Origin of the sequence: Eggerthella sp. BIOML-A4, from assembly GCF_009875575.1 — a bacterium.
GTDB classification, from domain to species: domain Bacteria; phylum Actinomycetota; class Coriobacteriia; order Coriobacteriales; family Eggerthellaceae; genus Eggerthella; species Eggerthella lenta.
This window is the reverse complement of sequence record NZ_WWRX01000013.1, coordinates 1-19209: the sequence shown is the minus strand read 5'-3', so window position 1 is coordinate 19209 and position 19209 is coordinate 1. Positions and strand designations below refer to the sequence as shown.

At 61.4% G+C, this 19209-nt stretch carries 10 protein-coding genes and 1 riboswitch; of the genes, 5 read left to right on the top strand and 5 right to left on the bottom strand.

Features of this window, described 5'->3' with window-relative positions:
• Nucleotides 1–211 precede the first annotated feature (211 nt).
• A complete protein-coding gene (locus GT613_RS12635; RefSeq protein WP_009305694.1) occupies nucleotides 212–1954 on the bottom strand; it encodes an FAD-dependent oxidoreductase in 1743 nt (580 codons plus the stop codon).
• 209 nt (nucleotides 1955–2163) lie between these two features.
• On the opposite strand from GT613_RS12635, the gene GT613_RS12630 reads away from it, so the two are divergent.
• Together GT613_RS12630 and GT613_RS12625 are read left to right on the top strand one after the other, a co-directional pair.
• Nucleotides 2164–3624 carry a helix-turn-helix transcriptional regulator gene (locus tag GT613_RS12630; RefSeq protein WP_009305693.1) on the top strand — a complete coding sequence of 487 codons (1461 nt, stop codon included), beginning with the start codon at nucleotides 2164–2166 and terminating at the stop codon, nucleotides 3622–3624.
• Between the two features lie 621 nt (nucleotides 3625–4245).
• A complete protein-coding gene (locus tag GT613_RS12625) occupies nucleotides 4246–4689 on the top strand; it encodes a MarR family winged helix-turn-helix transcriptional regulator (protein ID WP_009305692.1) in 444 nt (147 codons plus the stop codon).
• On the opposite strand, the gene GT613_RS15710 is transcribed toward GT613_RS12625, so the two are convergent.
• The gene (locus GT613_RS15710) at nucleotides 4686–7886 is read right to left on the bottom strand and encodes a collagen binding domain-containing protein (protein ID WP_114516650.1); all 3201 of its coding nucleotides are present in this window, start codon (nucleotides 7884–7886) and stop codon (nucleotides 4686–4688) included. The genes GT613_RS12625 and GT613_RS15710 overlap by 4 nt on opposite strands.
• A gap of 245 nt (nucleotides 7887–8131) precedes the next feature.
• Nucleotides 8132–8243, top strand: a riboswitch (glycine riboswitch).
• 113 nt (nucleotides 8244–8356) lie between these two features.
• Between GT613_RS15710 and GT613_RS12615 the strand changes: the two genes are divergently transcribed.
• A complete protein-coding gene (locus GT613_RS12615) occupies nucleotides 8357–9877 on the top strand; it encodes a sodium:alanine symporter family protein (protein WP_009305690.1) in 1521 nt (506 codons plus the stop codon).
• 94 nt (nucleotides 9878–9971) lie between these two features.
• On the opposite strand, the gene GT613_RS12610 is transcribed toward GT613_RS12615, so the two are convergent.
• A complete protein-coding gene (locus GT613_RS12610) occupies nucleotides 9972–11453 on the bottom strand; it encodes a helix-turn-helix transcriptional regulator (RefSeq protein ID WP_009305689.1) in 1482 nt (493 codons plus the stop codon).
• A gap of 205 nt (nucleotides 11454–11658) precedes the next feature.
• Between GT613_RS12610 and GT613_RS12605 the strand changes: the two genes are divergently transcribed.
• Entirely contained in the window at nucleotides 11659–13476 is a 1818-nt protein-coding gene (locus GT613_RS12605) for a flavocytochrome c (protein WP_009305688.1), read from the top strand.
• Between the two features lie 142 nt (nucleotides 13477–13618).
• Nucleotides 13619–14224, top strand: coding sequence for an AAA family ATPase (locus GT613_RS12600; protein WP_009305687.1), 606 nt, complete (start codon nucleotides 13619–13621; stop codon nucleotides 14222–14224).
• A gap of 107 nt (nucleotides 14225–14331) precedes the next feature.
• Here the strand turns inward: GT613_RS12600 and GT613_RS12595 are convergent, their stop codons facing one another.
• On the bottom strand, nucleotides 14332–14907 hold the full coding sequence (locus GT613_RS12595; protein ID WP_114516648.1) for a hypothetical protein: 576 nt from the start codon (nucleotides 14905–14907) through the stop codon (nucleotides 14332–14334).
• A 10-nt stretch (nucleotides 14908–14917) separates the two neighbouring features.
• Complete coding sequence (locus GT613_RS12590; protein WP_370516128.1) at nucleotides 14918–19138, bottom strand: MBG domain-containing protein; 4221 nt, start codon at nucleotides 19136–19138, stop codon at nucleotides 14918–14920.
• Nucleotides 19139–19209 lie beyond the last annotated feature (71 nt).

The following is a 19209-nucleotide window of genomic DNA, read 5'->3' as shown; positions in this document are numbered from 1 at the left end:
AACGTTGGTCCACCCGCAAAGAAGAAAGCCGGGACGCGTTAAACAAACGTCGCCCAAGGAAAGACGGATGCGAAACGGAGCCGCCTCGGCAGAGGCCCCGCGCGTCCCGCCGCACGCGCCGCGCAAGTCGGCGGCGATTATGCCCGCACGCGACGCCTAGGGAGGGAGAGGTCGTCGCGCACGGGCTCCAGCACAGTTTGCTGCGCGAGTTTTACAGCTTGGCCAAATCGCGGCCAAGCACGTACGGGAGCGTACAGCAGCAGGCGCCCAGGTTCTGGCCGGGCAATCCAAAGTTGTACGTGCCAGCGAAGAAATCACCGATCATGGTGCCTACGCAGTACAGGCCTTCGATGGGAGTATCGTCATCCTCGCAAATCTGCAAGTTCGCATCCGTTCGCAAACCGCCCATGACCGTGAGGAAGGTAACGCCCGTGGTTTTCGCACCGTAGAACGGAGGCGTGCTGATAGGGAACAGGATACTGGGATTCACCTGGTACTCTTCGTCGTAACCCTGTTCCGCATAGGTATTGTAGCGCTCGATGGAAGCAAGGGCCTCTTTTTTGTCGATGCCCTCAAGCTGGTCGAGAAGCTCCTCTAGCGTGTCCGCTTTGAAGTAGGTGCCCTTCTCCACGTTTGCATCCCACATGGCCACCATTTGCTCGGGAGTAAGCGGCTTCTGCGGCGTGACGTTGTTCACCGAGCAACCAAGCGTCTCCCATTCTTCCTGCGTCTGAGCGTACGCAGTATCCCAGATGCCGAACCCGGTGGTTTGAGGCTGCGTCAGCAGCGAGCGAGCGCCGAACGCAAAGTTCGTGTTCTCGTTCTGGAAGCGCTTGCCGTTGATGTTGAGGTTGATGCCCCAGAAGTTATCGATGACGCAGTGGCTGGGCCCGGGAACCCCTCCGTTGACAGCGCAGGGATTCGGGAACACCTTCTGCCAACCGGCACCGACCCACAATCCCATTTTATGGCCGTCTCCCGGCATGAGGCCGGAGTAGTTCATGCCGGCATCGAAATCTACCGCATCCTCGCCGAACGTGAGCTGATCTTTCAGCGAGTTGTAAATATCCGGCGCGTATTTGGCCATCATGTCCTCGTCTTTTGAGAAGTCGCCAGTGGCCAACACCACGGCCTTCGTAGCCTCGTACTTGGCATACGTGCCGTCAGCGCGCTTCGCGATAACGGCGCTCACACGACCGGTGTTATCGTCCTCGCGGATCAGCTGCACACCGCGGGTCTGAAAGTGGATCTGCTGCCCCAGATCCTGCGTAAGCGTGTCGGCGTACGCCTGAGCGCACAACGGCGCACCCTGGAACACGCCCAACGGATTCTCGTCATTCCAGAAGTTGTGCACCGACGCCGGCGCGGCCAGCGTACCATCAGGATCGGCGTACGGAGGCTCGAGATTGACCTTCAGGCCTTTGGCGGTCATCTTGTCGATCATCCAGTCCATGGATTCGCCGCTGTATTGGAGCCAACGCGACCATTTCATCTTATCCATGCTGTAGAAACCGGCAAGCTGCTCGATCTTCACATGCTCCAAGGCATCCTTCGGCGTGTAGTCGATACCCATTTCCTTCTGGTACTTCGTGCCGATGGCCTGGTTCGATCCGCCACGCGAAATAGCCTTGGTGCCCGCATCGATCAATATAACGCTCAGCCCGCCTTCGGCCGCCGAAACGGCGCAGCACGTGCCCGCCATGCCTGCGCCGACCACGACGACGTCTGCATTGAACGTTTCAGCAATATCGGCGTCGGCGATAGGCTCCGGCGGGATTTCGAAGCTCCATTTCTGGGTAGCCGACTGCGCAGTCAGCGCTCCGTCCGAAGATGCGCCACCGTTCGCCCCTTCGCTTTTCGGCGCCGCAGGCGAGCAAGCGGCCAGCGTCCCCATCGCCCCCAGCGCGCCGATCGCACCCGCGCCCTTCAAAAAGTCACGACGATTCAGTTCCATGATTCCCTCCTTGATCCGATTGAAACAACTGCTTGAATCTAGCACGCCGCGTTCGCCGAAACGTTCACCCACAGCGAGCGTTTCGCATCCCGGCGTTCACATGGATCGGGTGAATTCTTGGAAAATGGGCAGATCGACCTCTCTTCGACGATCGAATCAGCATGTCCCAAACGAACTTATCGGGTACAATGCCCGCAGGAGGGGAATGCATGCAGAAAACCATCGCGAATATCTTGCTCGCGGCCACGGGCTTCGCATGTTTCCTCGCGCTCAATTCGTTTTCCCTCTGGGGTTTCGCTCTCTTGCCTGAGACAGCGCTCGGCGAAAATGCTCAGCTGCTGTGGAGCGCGCCTCTCTCGCTGAGCAACATGCTAACGTTCTTCGTGTTCGTCATAGGGGCATACTGCGCTCCGACGCTGTTCAATCGCAGCCCGCTACCCGCCGCCGCCGCGCTGCTGACCGCCGCCGTCACGCTGATGGGCCTGTCCACGCTCACCCAAAATCCCGCAGTTCTCATCTCAGCCAGCACGTGCATGGGCATCGGCACAACATGCTGCTTCTTCTGCTGGGCACGTGCTTTGTTCGCGGACGGCTCCGATTTGGCAAAGATCGAGCTAGTACTGGGATCCGTCCTGTCGGCGGTTCCCTATCTCGCCTTTTTCACGCTAGAACCATCGGCCATAGCAGTGACTATCGCCGTGCTCGCCGCATGTAATGTTGCGGCGCTGTTCTCCCACCAAAGACTTGCCAATCGCGAAAACCGTTCCCATATTCCTCAGCGCACCGTCCCATTCGGCACACTGCTGGCCACCCTCTGGAAACCGCTGCTGTGCATCGCCATGATTGGACTGGCGGCCCCGGCCATCGTCGTCATCTCGCACGACTCTACCGCGAGCATGACATTCGTACAGCAATCGCTTATGGTGCATTCCGAGAATATCATCGCCGCGCTCGTTCTGGGCATCGCGTGGTTAGGAGCAAGGCGAGAAACGACCCCTACCAAAACGTTCTCGGTGCTGTTTCCCATCATAGCGACGGCGCTGCTGCTGTTCCTTGTGCTGGAACCGCCGCTGCGCATCATCGTCCCATACGTCAGCGGGATCGCATTCGTCGTGTTCTCGATGATAGTGATGATTGATAGCATCGAAGTGAGCTCGAAGCAAAATTTGGGATTAACCAGCGTGTACGGCCTGTTCGCGGGTCTGTTTTACTGCGCGAACTGGCTGGGCAACTTCGCCATGGAAGCCGTCCGCGAACAAGGGCTGCTGCAGGAGGCAACGGTTACGATAGCGGTCGTTGCGCTGCTGTACGGATGCTCCATCGTTATGTTCTTCGTCACACGGGCGCCGCGAGAAGCCTCTTCCAGCAATGCCGACAAGACTTGCGCGCCGCAGGAAGCAATTGCGACCGAAACTCCCGTCGAAGTTTCGACTCCGATAGACCTCATCGATGAGAACTGCCGGAGAATTGCCGAAACGCATGGCTTGTCCAAGCGGCAGGCAGAGGTGTTCGCGCTTCTTGCGCACGGTTACGACATCCCCACTATCGCCAAGAAGCTGTACGTTTCTGAAAACACCGTGCGCACCCACGCGAAGAAAATCTACGCCACCCTTGAAGTTCACAGCAAGCAGGAGATCATCGAGCTATCCAACGCATCTTACGATGCTTAGCCGTTCGCAACAAAACCACGTGCGTAGCGTAACGGTCAGAGGCCTGTTGTCGAATTCGGCAGCAGTCGAGCAGGACTTTGGGCTATAAGGATCGCCCGATTTGAGCCGATGCACGCGATCCGGCCGTTTCTGCACAAAAAGCCGCGACGTGCGACGCCTGGAAGCCTCGAAAAGAGCTTTCCAACCGTCCTGCCGACGAAGCCTTCAATACTCCTCAGATCGCTACAATATCGATCAGGCGTTTTCCAAAGCAACCAAAACTGCGCGAAATGCGGCAACCGACAAGGTGTCGCACGTCGCGGCTTTTTGTGCAAAACGGCCCTGCAGCGTGCGAGATTGCTTGCGCGCAACCATCGCCGTTGATCGCAGGCGTCAATGACGGCGTCAACGACATGCAGACGCGAGCAGCACCAGCAGAGGCAGCGCGAGTGCGGTCTTAGATACCGGCGGCGTGGTTTTTGGACGCGCGAGACGCAAAGAAGTTGACGGGTTCCGGTCAATTGTGATTAATTGAGCAGGTACTTTATAGTCCCTATCGCCGTTCAGCGTGGCCAACGCAGCGTGCGGACCGCCCGCACGCCCCTCCCCACCTTCGCGCGGCATTCCAGAAGCAGGTCAAGCATGATCAACCAGCATAACAGCCTCATCGGATTCCTCGTGTACGACGCGCAGCGCGCCATCGCCAAGTCGCTGGAAACCGCGCTCAAGCCCTACGAGATCACGCCGGGCCAATGGAACCTCATCAACCAGCTGGACAGCGCGGGCGAACTCTCGCAGAAGCAACTGGCGGAACGCACGCGCAAGGAGCAGGCCACCATCACCCGCTACCTCGACACGCTCGAGCGCAAGGGTCTCGTGGTGCGCAACCAGCACAAGTCCGACCGCCGCGCGCATGCGATCTCGGTGACGGAGAAGGCGCACGAGCTGGTCGCAACCGCTCAGCCGGTTACCGTCGACGCGGCGGACCGCCTGATCGAGGGCATCGACCAGGCGGATCTCGACACGTTCGTCGCGGTGCTGGCGAAGCTCAAGGAGAACGCCGACAACTACTCCAACAACGGCTAGCGACGACCCGCGCGCCGCCGCGCAACCAAAAGCGCCGTGGCGAGCGCACCTATCGCAACCGAGCCCAGCGCGCCCAGAACGGCGAGCGGAACAGCGTCGCCGGTGCGGGCGATCGACGATGCAGAGAACGTCTTGCCCGGGGCATTCGGAGTCGACGGTTGCGAGGTCGACGGAGTGCCCGGCGCGGCAGGGTCGACGGGTTTCGCCGGGTCGGTCGGGTCGGTGGGATCGTTGGGATCCACCGGGTCAACCGGGTCGGGCGGCACCGGAGCGTTCTCCATAGTGAGTTCGACCTGCTCGGGCTGGCCCACTTCCACTCCGAACTCAACCGGCGTCTCGTCCAACACGTAGCCTTCGGGGGCGGCCGTCTCCACGAAGCGGTAGCTTCCCACCGGCAAATCATGCACCTCGATGATTCCCTCATCGTTCGTGGCAAGCGCGTCGAAGCCGTCGACCACGGCCCACGTCCCGTCGGACAGATGCTGCTCCAACTTGAACACCGCTCCGGCAAGCACCGTCGTCGCATCGTCGGCATCCACCTTCGTGAGCAGCGCGCCGCCCAGCACAGGAGTCTTCACGTTCGTAGCCGTCACGGCTACCTCCAACCCGGGCGCGTCCTCGGCCAGCGTGAACTCCACCGGCACCGTCCCCAGCTCGTAGCCCTCGGGAGCCGAAACCTCCACGAAGCGGTACGCGCCCATCGGCAGATCGGCTACCTCGATCAGGCCGTCGGCATCCGTGGTCAGGCGTTCGGAACCCGGCACGGGCTCCCAGCTTCCGTCGGCCGTCTGCGCCTCCAGCTTGAACACGGCGCCCGGGAGCACCGTCGTCGGCGAATCGGCATCCACCTTCGTCAGCACGACCTTGCCCAGCGGCGCGGGCGGCTCCTTGGCGTTCGCAGCCGTGAGATTCACGACGATGGGCGCCGACGCGGCGGCGTCGATGGCGAACTCGCGAGGCGTGTCGTCCAGCACGTAGCCTTCGGGGGCCGCGGTTTCCACGAAGCGGTAGCTGCCCACCGCCAAGTCGGTCACCTCGATCAGGCCGCCGGCGTCGGTGACAAGCGCATCGTGGCCCGGCACGATCTCCCAGGAATCGTCGGCGAGCCGCTGCTCCAGCTTGAACGTCGCGCCCGGCAGCACGGCATCGGGATCCTCGGCGTCAACCTTCTGCAGCACCGCCTTCCCGAACACCGGGCTCTTGGTGTTCGTGGCCGTCACGGCCACCTCCAACCCGGGCGCGTCCTCGGCCAGCGTGAACTCCACCGGCACCGTCTCCAGCTCGTAGCCCTCGGGAGCCGAAACCTCCACGAAGCGGTACGTCCCCATCGCGAGACGCTCCACCTCGATCAGGCCGCTGCCATCGGTGACAAGCGACTCGTATCCCGGCACTTCGACCCACGACCCGTCCGCCGCCTGCTCTTCCAGCTTGAACACGGCGCCGGGCAGCACCGTACCCGGCGCGTCCGCGTCCACCTTCGTCAGCACGACCTTGCCCAGCACGGGGGCCCTTCTGTTCTCGGCCGTAACGTTCGCGGTATGGTTCGGCGTGGTCGACGTGATGGCGAATTCAACCGACTCGCTCGTCATCTCATACCCGACCGGCGGCACGATCTCCACGAAACGGTACTGGCCCAACAGCAACCCCGTCACCGTGATCAGCCCGCTTCCATCCGTAGTCAGCTGCTCGGAACCCGCAACCGTCGCCCAGGTGTTGTCAGGCTGCATCTTCTCTAGCCTGAACACGGCGCCCGGCAGCGTGGCATCCGGATTGCCCGCGTCCACCTTCTTCAGCACGGCCTTGCCGTCCTTCACCTCCACGCCGCCCGAGATCACGGTGAAATGCGCGCTTCCGGGCGCCGCTTCCGACCCGCTGTCGCCGTAGGTGAGCGTGGCGTTGTTTTCGTACTGCCCGGTTTCGGACGCGTCGCTGCGCAGCTCTACGATGAACGACGTGAAGTCGCCCTTGTTCGGCCCCGAGGTGCTGAAGTACTTCATGATGATGGCTTTCTGAGCAGGCGTGGCGCCTTTTTCTTCCAGCAGCCAGGAAAGTCCCGCCTCGCCCTGGCCGTCCAGGATGTTTCCGATATTGAGCGGGCTCGACCCATCGCCCGTGGGCACGTCGCCGAACCCGATGTACACCACGCGGTTCTCCCACACGCCGATGGTGGGCACGGCGGCCATGCGCACGCTGCTCGCGAACTCGTCCTGCGTCATGCCGTCGGCCGCCGACTTGTCGGTCAGCGCGAACAGGTCGGTGATGGGGAAGGCCGCGTACTGCTCGGTCTGCGCCTCCCCCGCGTCGGTGGTAGCCACCACGGGCATGTACACCGTCACGCCGCCCGACGTGATGGCCTGGCCGCCCTGCAAGTCGTCGGTCAGCAGCAGGTTGCGCTGCTGCGGCGACGGGTCGGAACCGCCCACGGCATAGTTCGCGTACGCGTCCACGATATTGTCCAGGTTCACGCCGATGCTCCACACGATCTGGTTCTGGCCGGCAACCTGCGAGCCGTACTTCATCAGCGGCGTATCGGGCAGAGGACCCGTCGTAGGCGGTTCGACGCCGATAGACGGAAGCGCTTGGCCGTTAACCGTGAACACGATATCGTTGCCTTGGCCCGTCACGTAGCCCTCAAGCGAGAAGAAGCCATTGTGCAGCGAGGGGAACTGCGCCCCGTCGTCGGAAAGCGTGGTCACGATAGTGATGTCCTGACCGGGGATCATGCTGCCGTTCGCATCGCGGTTGCCGTTGACCACGTACGAGCCGATCACCTTCTGGGTCGTGGGATCGACGAGGTTCACCGGGCCGAAATCGCTGGCCAGGAAGTGATCATCCCCGTTGACGGTGAACGTGAACGTGTCGCCCGCATGCACGTCCGTCATATCGGGAATGCTCCAGTCGATATAGATGCGCACGTACGCGCCGCTGGTCAGCGTGGTGCCAGCGGGAATGTCCAGCCAGCTGTCGCCCGATTTCTTCTGCAGCTTGACGCCGCCGACGGACACCTTGTCGGTCACGTCCATCGCCGCACGCGGCGTAGGCGCGTCGGCAGCCGGGTCAGTCTGCGCCTCCTCGGCGAGCGCCGGCGAGCGGAACGCCAGAAGACAGAGGGCGACCAGCCCTATCAGAACGAAGAACGCGCGCAAGCGACCCGCGCGCGAAACCGAACAGGTAGGAACAGTTGGCTGGGGAGCCATAGAAGACCTCCTCGTGTGAAAATGTTGCAATAGCAGCAACAGTAAGGAGACCGTCGCCGTCCGCAGCTGAGGCACGCGAACGGTGTTCCACTCGTAGCGGCATCGACACCGTCCCGCAACAATCCCTTTAGCACGAAAAAGTCAAATAACGGGTTACCAACGGTTGCATTCCTTGTTACAATCAGCTGCACAATTTCATAGCGTCACCCCGTTGATACGTCCTGGATCTTGCGAGACAGGGCGCGGAAGGGGCCTCTGGAGAATCCCGATCGTCGGATCGGGTGCCGAAGGGGCAAGGCTCATCGCCGCAAGCGCGATGCCGCTGAAACTCTCAGGCAAAAGGACAGAGCAAAGCTACCTAGCTTGTCGCGTCAGCATGATCCTATGCTTTCCTTCGCATCCTCCAGAACAGCCACGTCGTACACGGGTTTCGCAGAAGTTGCCCGAACGAAGTTGGTTGAAGGAGGATCGTGGTGGAAGGCTTTTTTAGTGTGATCAACGATGGGCTCGTCGCTATAGACGACTTCATCTGGGGCGTGCCGCTTATGGTGCTGATCTTGTTCGGCGGTATTTTGCTCACCGTGCGCCTGCGGGGCGTGCAGTTCCGGCAGCTGCCGCGCGCGCTGCGCTATATGATCAAGAACGAAACCGGCGGCGAAGGCGAAGTCACCAGCTTCGGCGCGCTGTGCACGGCCCTGTCAGCCACCATCGGCACCGGCAACATCGTCGGCGTGGCCACGGCCATCGTCGCCGGCGGCCCCGGCGCGATGTTCTGGATGTGGCTGGCAGCGCTGTTCGGCATGGCGACGAAATTCTCCGAGGGCCTGCTTGCCGTGAAGTACCGCAGCGTCGACAAGAAGACCGGCCACGTGCTGGGCGGCCCGTTCTACTACATCGAGCGCGGCATGGGCATGAAGTGGCGCTGGCTGGCGAAGCTGTTCGCGTTCTTCGGCATGTGCGTGGGCCTGTTCGGCATCGGAACGTTCACGCAGGTCAACTCTATCTCCAGCGCCATCACCGGGTTCTTCGACCCCGAGAAGAACGCCACGGTGAGCATCCTTGGCATGGACTACTCCATCTTCACCGTCATCGGCTCCATCGTGCTGGCCGTGCTGGTGGGCCTTGTGGTCATCGGCGGCTTGAAGCGCATCGCGAAGGTGTCCGAGCGCGTGATCCCTGCGATGGTGGTTCTGTACGTGGGTCTCTCGGTGCTGCTCATCGTCACGAACCTCGACAAGATCCCCGGCGCGTTCGTCACCATCTTCGAAAGCGCGTTCGGCCTGCAGGCGGCTGCGGGCGGCATGCTGGGCGCCATCATCATCGCCATGCAGAAGGGCATCGCGCGCGGCATCTTCTCGAACGAGGCCGGCCTGGGCTCCGCTCCCATCGCCGCTGCCGCCGCTCAGACGAAGGAGCCGGTGCGCCAGGGTCTCGTGTCCATGACCGGCACGTTCCTCGACACCATCGTGGTGTGCTCGATGACCGGCCTGGCGCTGGTCATGACGGGCGCGTACCAGATCCCCGGACTCGAAGGCGCGGCCGTCACCACCGCCGCGTTCCAGGCAGGACTACCCTTCATCCCCGGCGAAGTGGTATCATTCGTGCTGATGGCATGTCTGGTGCTGTTCGGATTCACCACTATCCTGGGCTGGGACTACTACGGCGAGCGCTGCCTTGAGTACTTCAGCAACGGCTCGATGAAAGCCGTGAAGACGTACCGCTGGCTGTACATCGCCGCCGTGTTCATCGGCCCCTACATGACCGTGGCCGCCGTGTGGACCATCGCCGACATCTTCAACGGCCTGATGGCGCTGCCGAACATGATCGCCCTCATCGCGCTGTCCGGCGTGGTGGTGAAGGAGACGAAGGACTACTTCGCCCGCCTGGCCGCTGCCGGCAACGAAGACGAGATGGCGCCGCACCTGCCCGGCGACAACTGGGACATCCCGCCCATCGACCCGCTGGACGACCGCCTGGGCGCGGCCAACTAACCTACTCCGCGCGTCAAGCGCGCAACAGCAGAGAACGGCTCCTCGGCAAACCCTCGCCGAGGAGCCGTTCTTGCATGCGCAACCGGTTCCGCCCCTATCCTGCTTGCCGCTCCTCGTCCTCCCAAGCGGACGAAGAAGACCGACGACCCTTGCGCACAGGCTTCTCCACATCGTTGAGCAGTTCGAACAGCTCGCTTTTGCTGTGGATGTTGAACTTGCGGTAAATATGGTTGATGTGCGCCTTCACCGTGCCCTGCGACACGTACAGAACCTCTTCGATCTCGGCCACCGTGTCGCCTTGGGCGATGAGCTGCAGCACCTCTTCCTCGCGCGGGCTGAGGTTGTACGCGCGCGACAGGTCGGACACGCGAATGGCCATCCGCCCTTCAGCCGACGCGCCGCCCATCGGATCGTCCTTCAGCACCACGCCCCATTTCGCCGACAGCCCGCGCTCGGTGAAGAAGATCACGACGAACGTCAGCACCACGGCAACCGCCACGCCGCCGTACAGGATAGACGTGGCTTCTTCTCCCAAATGCGCCGACGCACCGGCGAACGCGAGCCACCCTACCAGCTCGACCACGTAGCGGATGCCGCGCTCGATGCCGTTGATCCACACCGCGTTCACGCCGAACCGGTACGTGATGTTGCTCATGACGATCATGATGTACATGGAAAGCATGGTGTAGCCCGCATCGTAGCACAGCGCCATGATTTGCGCGTTCGACCCGAAGGTGGGCATAACGAACAGGAATCCGACAATGAACAGCGGAAAAGCCAGCTGGTAGATGGTGTCGAAGTTGAACCAGCGCGATGCGGACAGCACGCCGAAGAACACGAGCGCCGTGACGAACATCGCGCCCAGCACGTTGCCCGGCACCAGCAGCTGCGTCGGCAGGGCCCCGAAGCCGCCCGCGAACGTGCATACCGCCATCAGCAGGATAGGCTTCCACGGGATGGTCTTCGGGTCGCCTTCCTTCATGGCAGGAGGCAGATCGCGCTCCGGCAGACGCGTCATACTCGAACGCACGCACGCCAGGCACACGATGGGCAACACGATGGAGAAGAACGCGAGATACGGCACCGACATGCCCATGAACAGCCACTTCACCACTTCGCCCACGAAGATGGCCATGGCGTGGTACAGCGCCACCCGCATGGGGTTGAGCGAGCCGTAGAATTCGGCCCACATGAGGATGAGCGACCCCAGGCCACCGCCCGCCGCAAGCAGCCCCGCAACCTTCAACGCCGGGGACGGCACCGCGAAGCATGCCAACACGATGAGGGCCGATCCGCCCACCATGCACGCGCCCGTGGCCAGCACCGCTTTGCGGTTCGCCCATAGCGGCGTCACACGGCGCGCCGCGAAGGCCAACGCCAACGAGACGATACCGATGGCGCCCTCGAACAGAAAGTAGTCGAACACCGAGATGGTGGGAAACGCATCGTAGCGAAAGAACGTTGCAAGCCAAGCGCGGTAGAACCCCACGCCGAAAAACACGAAGGGAATAGCCGCCACCCGAAGCAGCACGGCTTTCCATCGATCGACGAACCCTTGTTGCGCCTTCTCGGTCACGCTTCTCCCCTCAATCGCCCTCCCATAATACCCAAGAAAGTCCAGCTTGCAAGAGGGTTATACCGCGGGTTATGCATTTAACCCCGACGGACAATTGTCGCTCGACCGCAGAACGATAGTCTGGGAACAGCGCTTGATCAGGGAGTAAGCGCCTGGGATACCCGACGTCGGTGCGCGATGTCGGCAACGTAAGGGAGGAAGCATCATGGAACGTTTTTCTCGTAGGCAGTTCATCACCGGCGGCGCCGTGGCCGCTTTGGGCGGCACGCTCGCATTGGCGGGATGCGCACCCAGCGGCTCGTCGAATGCAAAAGGCTCGAACGGCGCAGGATCGGGCAGCTCCGCCGGCATCGGATCGGGCATGGGCAAGCACGGGCAGTTCGACGTGGAGGTCATGGTCACCGACGGCAACCTGGATCGCATCACCGTCCTCAACTCGCGCGAGACGCCGGGCATGGGCGATGTGGCCATGGAAGAGCTCACGCAGTTGATCGTGGACAACCAGACGCTGAACGTGGACACCGTGTCGGGAGCCACGCTTTCCAGCATGGCATTCATCGGCGCCGTAAGCGACGCGCTCGACCAGGCCGGCCAGAAGTCGAGCGATTGGAGGAAGCGCGACAAGGCCACGCCCGCGCAGACCGAGCTTCCCGCATCGGCCGATGTCGTGGTGGTGGGCGGCGGCGGTGCCGGCTTCGCGGCGGCCATCACGGCGGCGAACGCAGGCAAGAGCGTCGTGCTGCTGGAGAAGATGGGCGTGTTCGGCGGCGACACCGCGCTGTCAGGCGGCGAGATGGCCGCGCCGGGCAACTGGATCCAGGTGCAGGAAGGCATCGCCGACAGCCCCGACGCGCTGGCGAAGGACATGCTGGAAGGCGGCGACAACGCAGGCGATCCCGCCCTCGTGCAGATCATCGCCGAAGGTGCGCTGGACAGCTCGCAGTGGCTCACCTTCGAAGGCGGCATCTCGTGGAAGCACGACCTCATGCAGTTCGGCGGCCACAACACGAAGCGCTCCATCATCCCCATCACGCACAGCGGCAGCGAGATGACCACGAAGCTGACGAAGCGCGCCGGAGAGATCGACACGCTGACGCTGGCGAAGAACTCCCCCGCCGTCGAATTGGTGAAAAGCGGCGACGCCATCACCGGCGTGAAGGTGAAGAACACGGTGACCGGCGAGGAGTCCACCATCGCGTGCAAGGCCGTGGTGCTGGCAAGCGGCGGCTTCGGCTCGAACATCGACATGCGCGTGAAGTACAACCCGGCCATGGACGACTCCATCCTGTCCACCGACTCGGTGGGAGCCACGGGCGACGGCATCACCATGGGCGAGGCTGCGGGCGCGAATCTCATCGACATGCAGTACATCCAGACGTACCCCGTGTGCGACCCCGAAACCGGTTCGCTCTTGTACGTGGGAGACGTGCGCCTCGAAAGCCGTGCCATCATGGTGAACAAGGAAGGCGACCGCTTCGTCGAGGAGCTGGATCGTCGCGACGTGCTGTCCAACGCCATCGTCGAGCAGACTGACGGCAAGGCGTACATGCTGTTCAACCAGGCGAACGCCGACGAGACCGGTTTGCTGGTCACGCACGAGGACGAGTACGAGAACCTTGAGGCGCGCAAGGTCATCGTAAAGGGCGACACGCTTGAAGCCGTGTGCGAGCCCTTTGGCGTGGACGCCGCCGAACTGGCGAAGACCGTGGAGAAGTGGAACCAGTACTGCAAGGACGGCAACGACCCCGACTTCAACTTCCGCGGCGACTTCAACGCCATCGAGGGCGGTCCCTACTACCTGATGGCCTACAAGCCGGCCGTGCACTACACCATGGGCGGTCTGCATATCAACACCGACGCGCAGGTCCTCGACGACGCCGACGCCCCCATTCCCGGCCTGTACGCCGCCGGCGAGGTGGCCGGCCACAAGATGGGCACGAACCGCCTGGGCTCCTGCTCGATGTCCGACATCTACACGTTCGGACGCATCGCCGGCAAGAACGCCGCAGCGTTCTCGGCATAGCGTACCAACCCCTGCGACCTTGCGCATCGCGCTCGGGTCCTTCCCTCCCTGGCCGCGCCCTCTCTCCGGGCGCGGCCTTTTTTCAGGTACAATATCCTCAACGAAATCGCGTCGAGTTCGCAGGAACACGGAAGGGGCCAGCATGGACCAGCATCTCGTTTTCGCCATCAGCAGGGAGTATGGAAGCGGCGGCCGCGAGATCGGCGAGCGCCTTGCCAGCGAGCTGGGCATTGCGTACTACGATAAGCTCCTGCTCAAGCGCATCGCGGAGGAGAGCGGCCTCAGCGGCGACGTGGTGGAAGACTTCGACGAAAAGCCCATGCGGCCGCTGCTGCTGAACCCCAACAGCTTCTTCTGCGGCACCGACATCGAGCACCCGGTGGCCTCGCGCATCTACAAAACCGAGGTGGACATCCTCAGGTCCATCGCCAACGAGGGGCCGTGCGTCATCGTCGGGCGCTGCGCCGACTACGTATTGGAAGGCCACCCGGGTCTGGTCAGCCTGTTCGTCAGCGCGCCCATGGAAGCGCGCGTCGCGCGCGTCATGCGGCGCAACAACCTGTCCGAGAGCGACGCACGCAGCCGCATCGCACGCGTGGACAAGAACCGCGCCAGCTACTACCGCTACTTCACCGACGAGAACTGGGGGCAAGCGCGCAACTACGACTTGTGCATCAACTCCGGCAACTTGGACGCGCTGGGAGCGGTCTCCGTGATCAAAACGTTCGTGGAAGCGCGGCAGAGCTAGCGCACCAGAGCGCGTCCCGAATCGCTGCATCCGCAGAGCACAGCGCAGAAGCGGCGTGGAGCACAAGCTGCAACGACGAAAGCGGCCCCGTCACCGGGGCCGCTTCTTTACGCTGCTTGCTCGAGCGAGGCCAGGATGCGGGCCAATTCTTCGGGCGATCCGAAGGGACGCTCTTCCTTCGTCTCCACGATGAACACCTCTCCCGTCCACGTTTTCTGCTGGATCTGCGGCTTCGCCGCTCCGGCAGACGCCTGCTCAGAGTCTACGACCGTATCGGAACCCTGCTTCTCCTCGGCCTCGAACTGCTTCGTGCGTACGAAATACTTCACGACGAAGCGATCCTTATCGGGAAAATCCGCACGCGAGAAATCGTACTTCAAGCTCTGCAGGATTCCCGCGATCACCTCGGACATCGGCTGAGAGCCTTCGATAGTCGCCAAGCCCTGCTCGCTGTTGAACGTGGCGCAGTCGCCCACGTACACGGTGCGAACCCGCCGACGACGCGTGCGCTCCATCTTCACGATGACGGCGATGGCCACCACGATGACCAGCCACCACACGATGGACAAAACCAGATCGAGCGGCTCGTCCACCCGGTTGAGCCCCAGGAAGTACCAGAGCCACAGGAAGAACGCCGAGGCCAAGGCCAGCAGGACGAATACTATCACGTTGCTTTTCTTCATGATGAAACCCCTATTCGCCCAATCCGGCAGCCAACGTCGCACCCGCAGGAGCGCCCTTCGGCGCTATCGGCGCCGAAGCGTCGTCGCTGATCGAGGGAGCGCCGGGAGCGGGATCGCCTCCCCCGGTCAATCCGTCTTCGTACTTCTTCAGCTTGCGCGAGAACAACCCGCGACGCAGCGCCACGCAAGCTCCGTACAAGGCCGTCACGATGATGCCGAGGATGATGTACCAATGCACCCAGCAGGACGCATGGTCATGGCTCGCAAGCGGCGTATCGTTGTCGCCGATCTCGGTTTCGCGAGGCTCAGCCAGCGGCGTCTCGTTGTCGCCGATGACCGCCTCGGCCGCACCCTGCAGCGCATCGACGATCGGCGTGACGACGGGCGCTATCGGGCTGTCCGGCGGAACGGTGCCCGGCGTGGGCAGCGGCGTCGGAGTCGGCGAGGTCGGAGGTGTAGGAGGCGTCGGCGGGGTCACGGGAGCAGCCGTGATGGTGAAGGTGCCGTTGAGCACGGTGACCTCGTAGTTCCCGTTCTGCGTGTAGAGCGCCGTCAGGGCGCCAACATACACGCCTGCGGCTTCCTCGCTACCAGGACGCACGTAGTTGATATCGCCCAGATCCCCCTCGGCCACAAGGCCTTCGACCGTGCCGCTGAAGGCAGGATCGTCAACGCCGGCAACCTTGGAAGCATCGGCAACAGCGATGGTCACGGGAGCAGGGTTGATGACAACAGTGGCACTTACGGGCGCGCTTTCCTCATAACCATCATGCGTCGCCTTTACATACACCGTATATGTGCCGGCATTTGTGAACTCGGGATTGACATCCGACCACGTGGAACCGTCGACAGAGTATAGCAACGCGGAGCCGTCGACGCTGGCCTCGGCGACAACCGAGACAGGCTGCCCGTCGTAGGTCTTGGTCAAACCTGTCGCGTCAATGGTAACGACGTTTCCACCGGCAGGCACGATAGAGAAGTTGCCCGGCTCGACAGTGTACGTGTAGTTGCCGTTCAGGTTGCCGACCGTCGCAGTCAGCACGTCGCTGTAATTGCCAACCTCTTCATCGGCGTTCGTACGGCTGTAGGCTATGTCGCCCAGCAAATCATCGCCAAACAGGCCCTCGACCGCTCCCGTAAAGGCCGGATCGGTTTCGCCGTAAGCCTTCGAGGAGTCGTTCACCCTGATAACGGCAGGTGCAGGGGTAATGTTATACGCACGCTCCACCGTGCCCACGTAGTTGCCGACGCCCGTGATGGTAACGGTCACAACGCCGACGTTCCTGACGTCTTGGCTGTAGGAAACCGTGTAATCGGCACCCGCAACAAGCTTATGGTTGTTCCTATCGAACACCGAAGGAACCCACTTCTGTTCTTGCCCGTTGTACTGCACGTCGTACGGATTGTTGATCTGGATGCCCGTATAGCTCGGATCATCCGGATCGATGGAGGCGGAAGTAACGGTCAGCTTGCCAACCGTATAGACAACGTTGTAGTTAGCGGCGATAAACCCTTCGCCAGGTTCGACAACAATAGTGTTATCGATCGGACCACCGATATCGGTAATAGAACCTGTTGCCCGAACGCTCGCCTCAGTACCGACGAAACCGTCTCCGCCCACTGTCACATCGGGAAGCTCCAGTGCCGTTCCGTCGTAAATCTTGGTGGCGCTTCCAGACGCGAGCGTAACTTCGCGCGGCAGGATCTCGAGCGCGCCGTCCTCGGTGTGGACCGCGAACTCGCTGGTCACGTTGTTGCCGGCGGGGTCTTCGACCTTGAAGTCGCCGGTCACGTTGTTGGTGTAGGTGCCCGCGGCGGTCTCGGCGGGGTCCTGGGTCAGGTAGCCGGAGACCGCGTACTCGACGCCGTCGATGACGAAGCGGTCGGCCTCGACGCCCTTGGCGGACTTCTCGGCGCCGTCGTAGACGTTGCCGGTCGAGGAGTTGGCCTTGAGGGTCACCTCGTACTTGGCGTCGCGGCTGGTCACCGTGAGGGTGCCGTTGGCGGTGGTGACGTCGTAGTTACTGGTCACGTCGGCGGTGCCGTCCTTGACGGCCACGGACGCGACCGTGGCGTCGGCGGTGCCCGGGGCGGTGCGGCTGCCGGAGAGCGCCACGTCGGCCTCGTGGCCCTCGACCAGGCCCTCTCCGCCGATGGCGTAGCCGGTCTCGGCGGCGGTCAGCGGCTTGCCGTCGTACTGCTTCTCGCCGCCGTTGGCGGTCACGGTGATGGGGCGCGGCAGGATCTCGAGCGCGCCGATAGTCTCCTCATCAATGAAGTAATTCGACTCTTTAGCCGAGCCACTCCAATCGATTCGATATGCATTATCGGAAACTCCGGCATCGGTACGACTTCCGGCAACAATAAGGGTGGCGGTCTCATCATTGACCAAACCCGAAAGCTCAGCGCCTTCTGTAGCAATCAGCGGAGCGCCATCATAGAGCTTAGAATCATTGGGCGTAACAATCGAAATCGGGGCTTTTTCTACAATCAAAGTAGGCTCGCTAGCTTCAACCACTTCGAATTGATTTGTAACGTCGGAGCCAGACGATTTCTCAACAATGCGCATCCCAGAATAGTCTATGGTGCCCTTATACGTCCCCACGTCGGTGCCCTGTGCAAGCGCTTGTACGCCAAAAACCGTATAACTACCCATGTCAAGTCCGGAAACAGTAAACCCAGTATGGCTCTGTTTCGTTCCACTGTAGGTTTTCTTCACTTCATCGCCGAGAAGCTTGATGGGGATGACGCCCTGCCATTGCGCGACAAGCGTAACGTCGCGATCCGGCATAGTCATGCCGGAAACACCGGCAGAATAAACATCTCCCGTATCTTTATCTTTCCATCCCGTAAAGACATACCCATCTCGCGAGGGATTCGAAATGAAGGAGACGCGGGCGTCTACTTGTTGAACGGCCGTTTTGTCCTGGGTAGTACCATCCGAAAAAGCGCCACCGTTGGCTTGATACGTCAATATCTTCGTGTTGGCGATATAACGCGCATAGAACGAGGCTGACGATGACAGGGAAACGCTGTCAGGAGCTTTAGTGGTATAGCTTTGATCGAGATACCAGCCGTCGAACACATAGCTGGCTCCATTATAGCGGACACGAGAATCGTACGTATACCCATCGGTCTCAAAAGAGAGGGCATCCGTATTAACTGTGCTATTGAGCCCGAACGCAACATTTTTGTCATGGGAGGTGGAGTTGGTGACCACGCTTCCATCGGGTTTTTGCGTGAGGTATGTCACGCCGATGGTCGTATCCTTATTAATGCTCAACGCACCGTCGGTATGCATCGACTTGCCATAATCAAAGGTGTTATACCAGTAATCGACCGACGAGCCCGCAACGCTCAGCGTAGTCCAGTCTATGGTATACGTCCAATCAGGGGAGTAATCTGCGTAAGCTGCCCTGATACCATTTCGGATGGCCTCGTCGGAAGGAGTGGAGACGATATAATCAGCAATGCTGAAACTTGACCCATCATACCAGCGGTCGCCACTATTAAACCCATCGGGAATGATCATGGTTCCTTCGCCGGCATACATATAGTCCTTGGCAACCGTGCTGGTGTTCGAACGCCCCTCAAGAACGAAATAGAAATAGGCTTGAGAAGTGAATACAGCGTAGTACGACACATCTTCGGTTACGGCAGGCAGCTCGCCCTCGGTCAAATAATTTTTCGAGTTGGGAGCTGTTGCCCAACCAACAAACTGCTTGTGCTGCCAATCGCCTGCACGATTAGGAGTCCCTCCATAGCTGGGTACCTCCCCGTCTCGCACCTTCGTGCTTTTGGAAACATCGCCATTGACGTACCACGATACCGTGTGCTTGACGACCGACGGAACGACGTGCACTTCGGCGATGTCGGTAATCTTTTGGCCGTTTACCTTTTTGTAGCTATAGGTAATCGTGGCAGTGCCCGGGTTCACACCAGTGATGTCCGCCCAATTAGGATGGCCATTCACGGCAGAAACTTTCGCCACCGACGTGTCAGAGCTAGTCCAAGTGAAGTCCCTCCAGACCGTCTTCCATTCTCCACGAGCTTGAATCTTCTCCCCTACCTCTATTGAAGAAGAATCCAACTTGATGCCCGTACTGGCATAATTGCTTCCCGTGGCCACATAAATAGTAAAGTGATCCACGTCGAAGCTTTGGACGGCGGGGTCGGCTTGGCGGGCGCCGATGGTCTCGACTTGAGACGCATCGTCGGACACGCGGTACACGCCCACCTCTTCGCCCTCGACGTTCGCGTCGAAGAAGCAGACGTTCAGGGCGCCATTGGGCTGGATCTCGT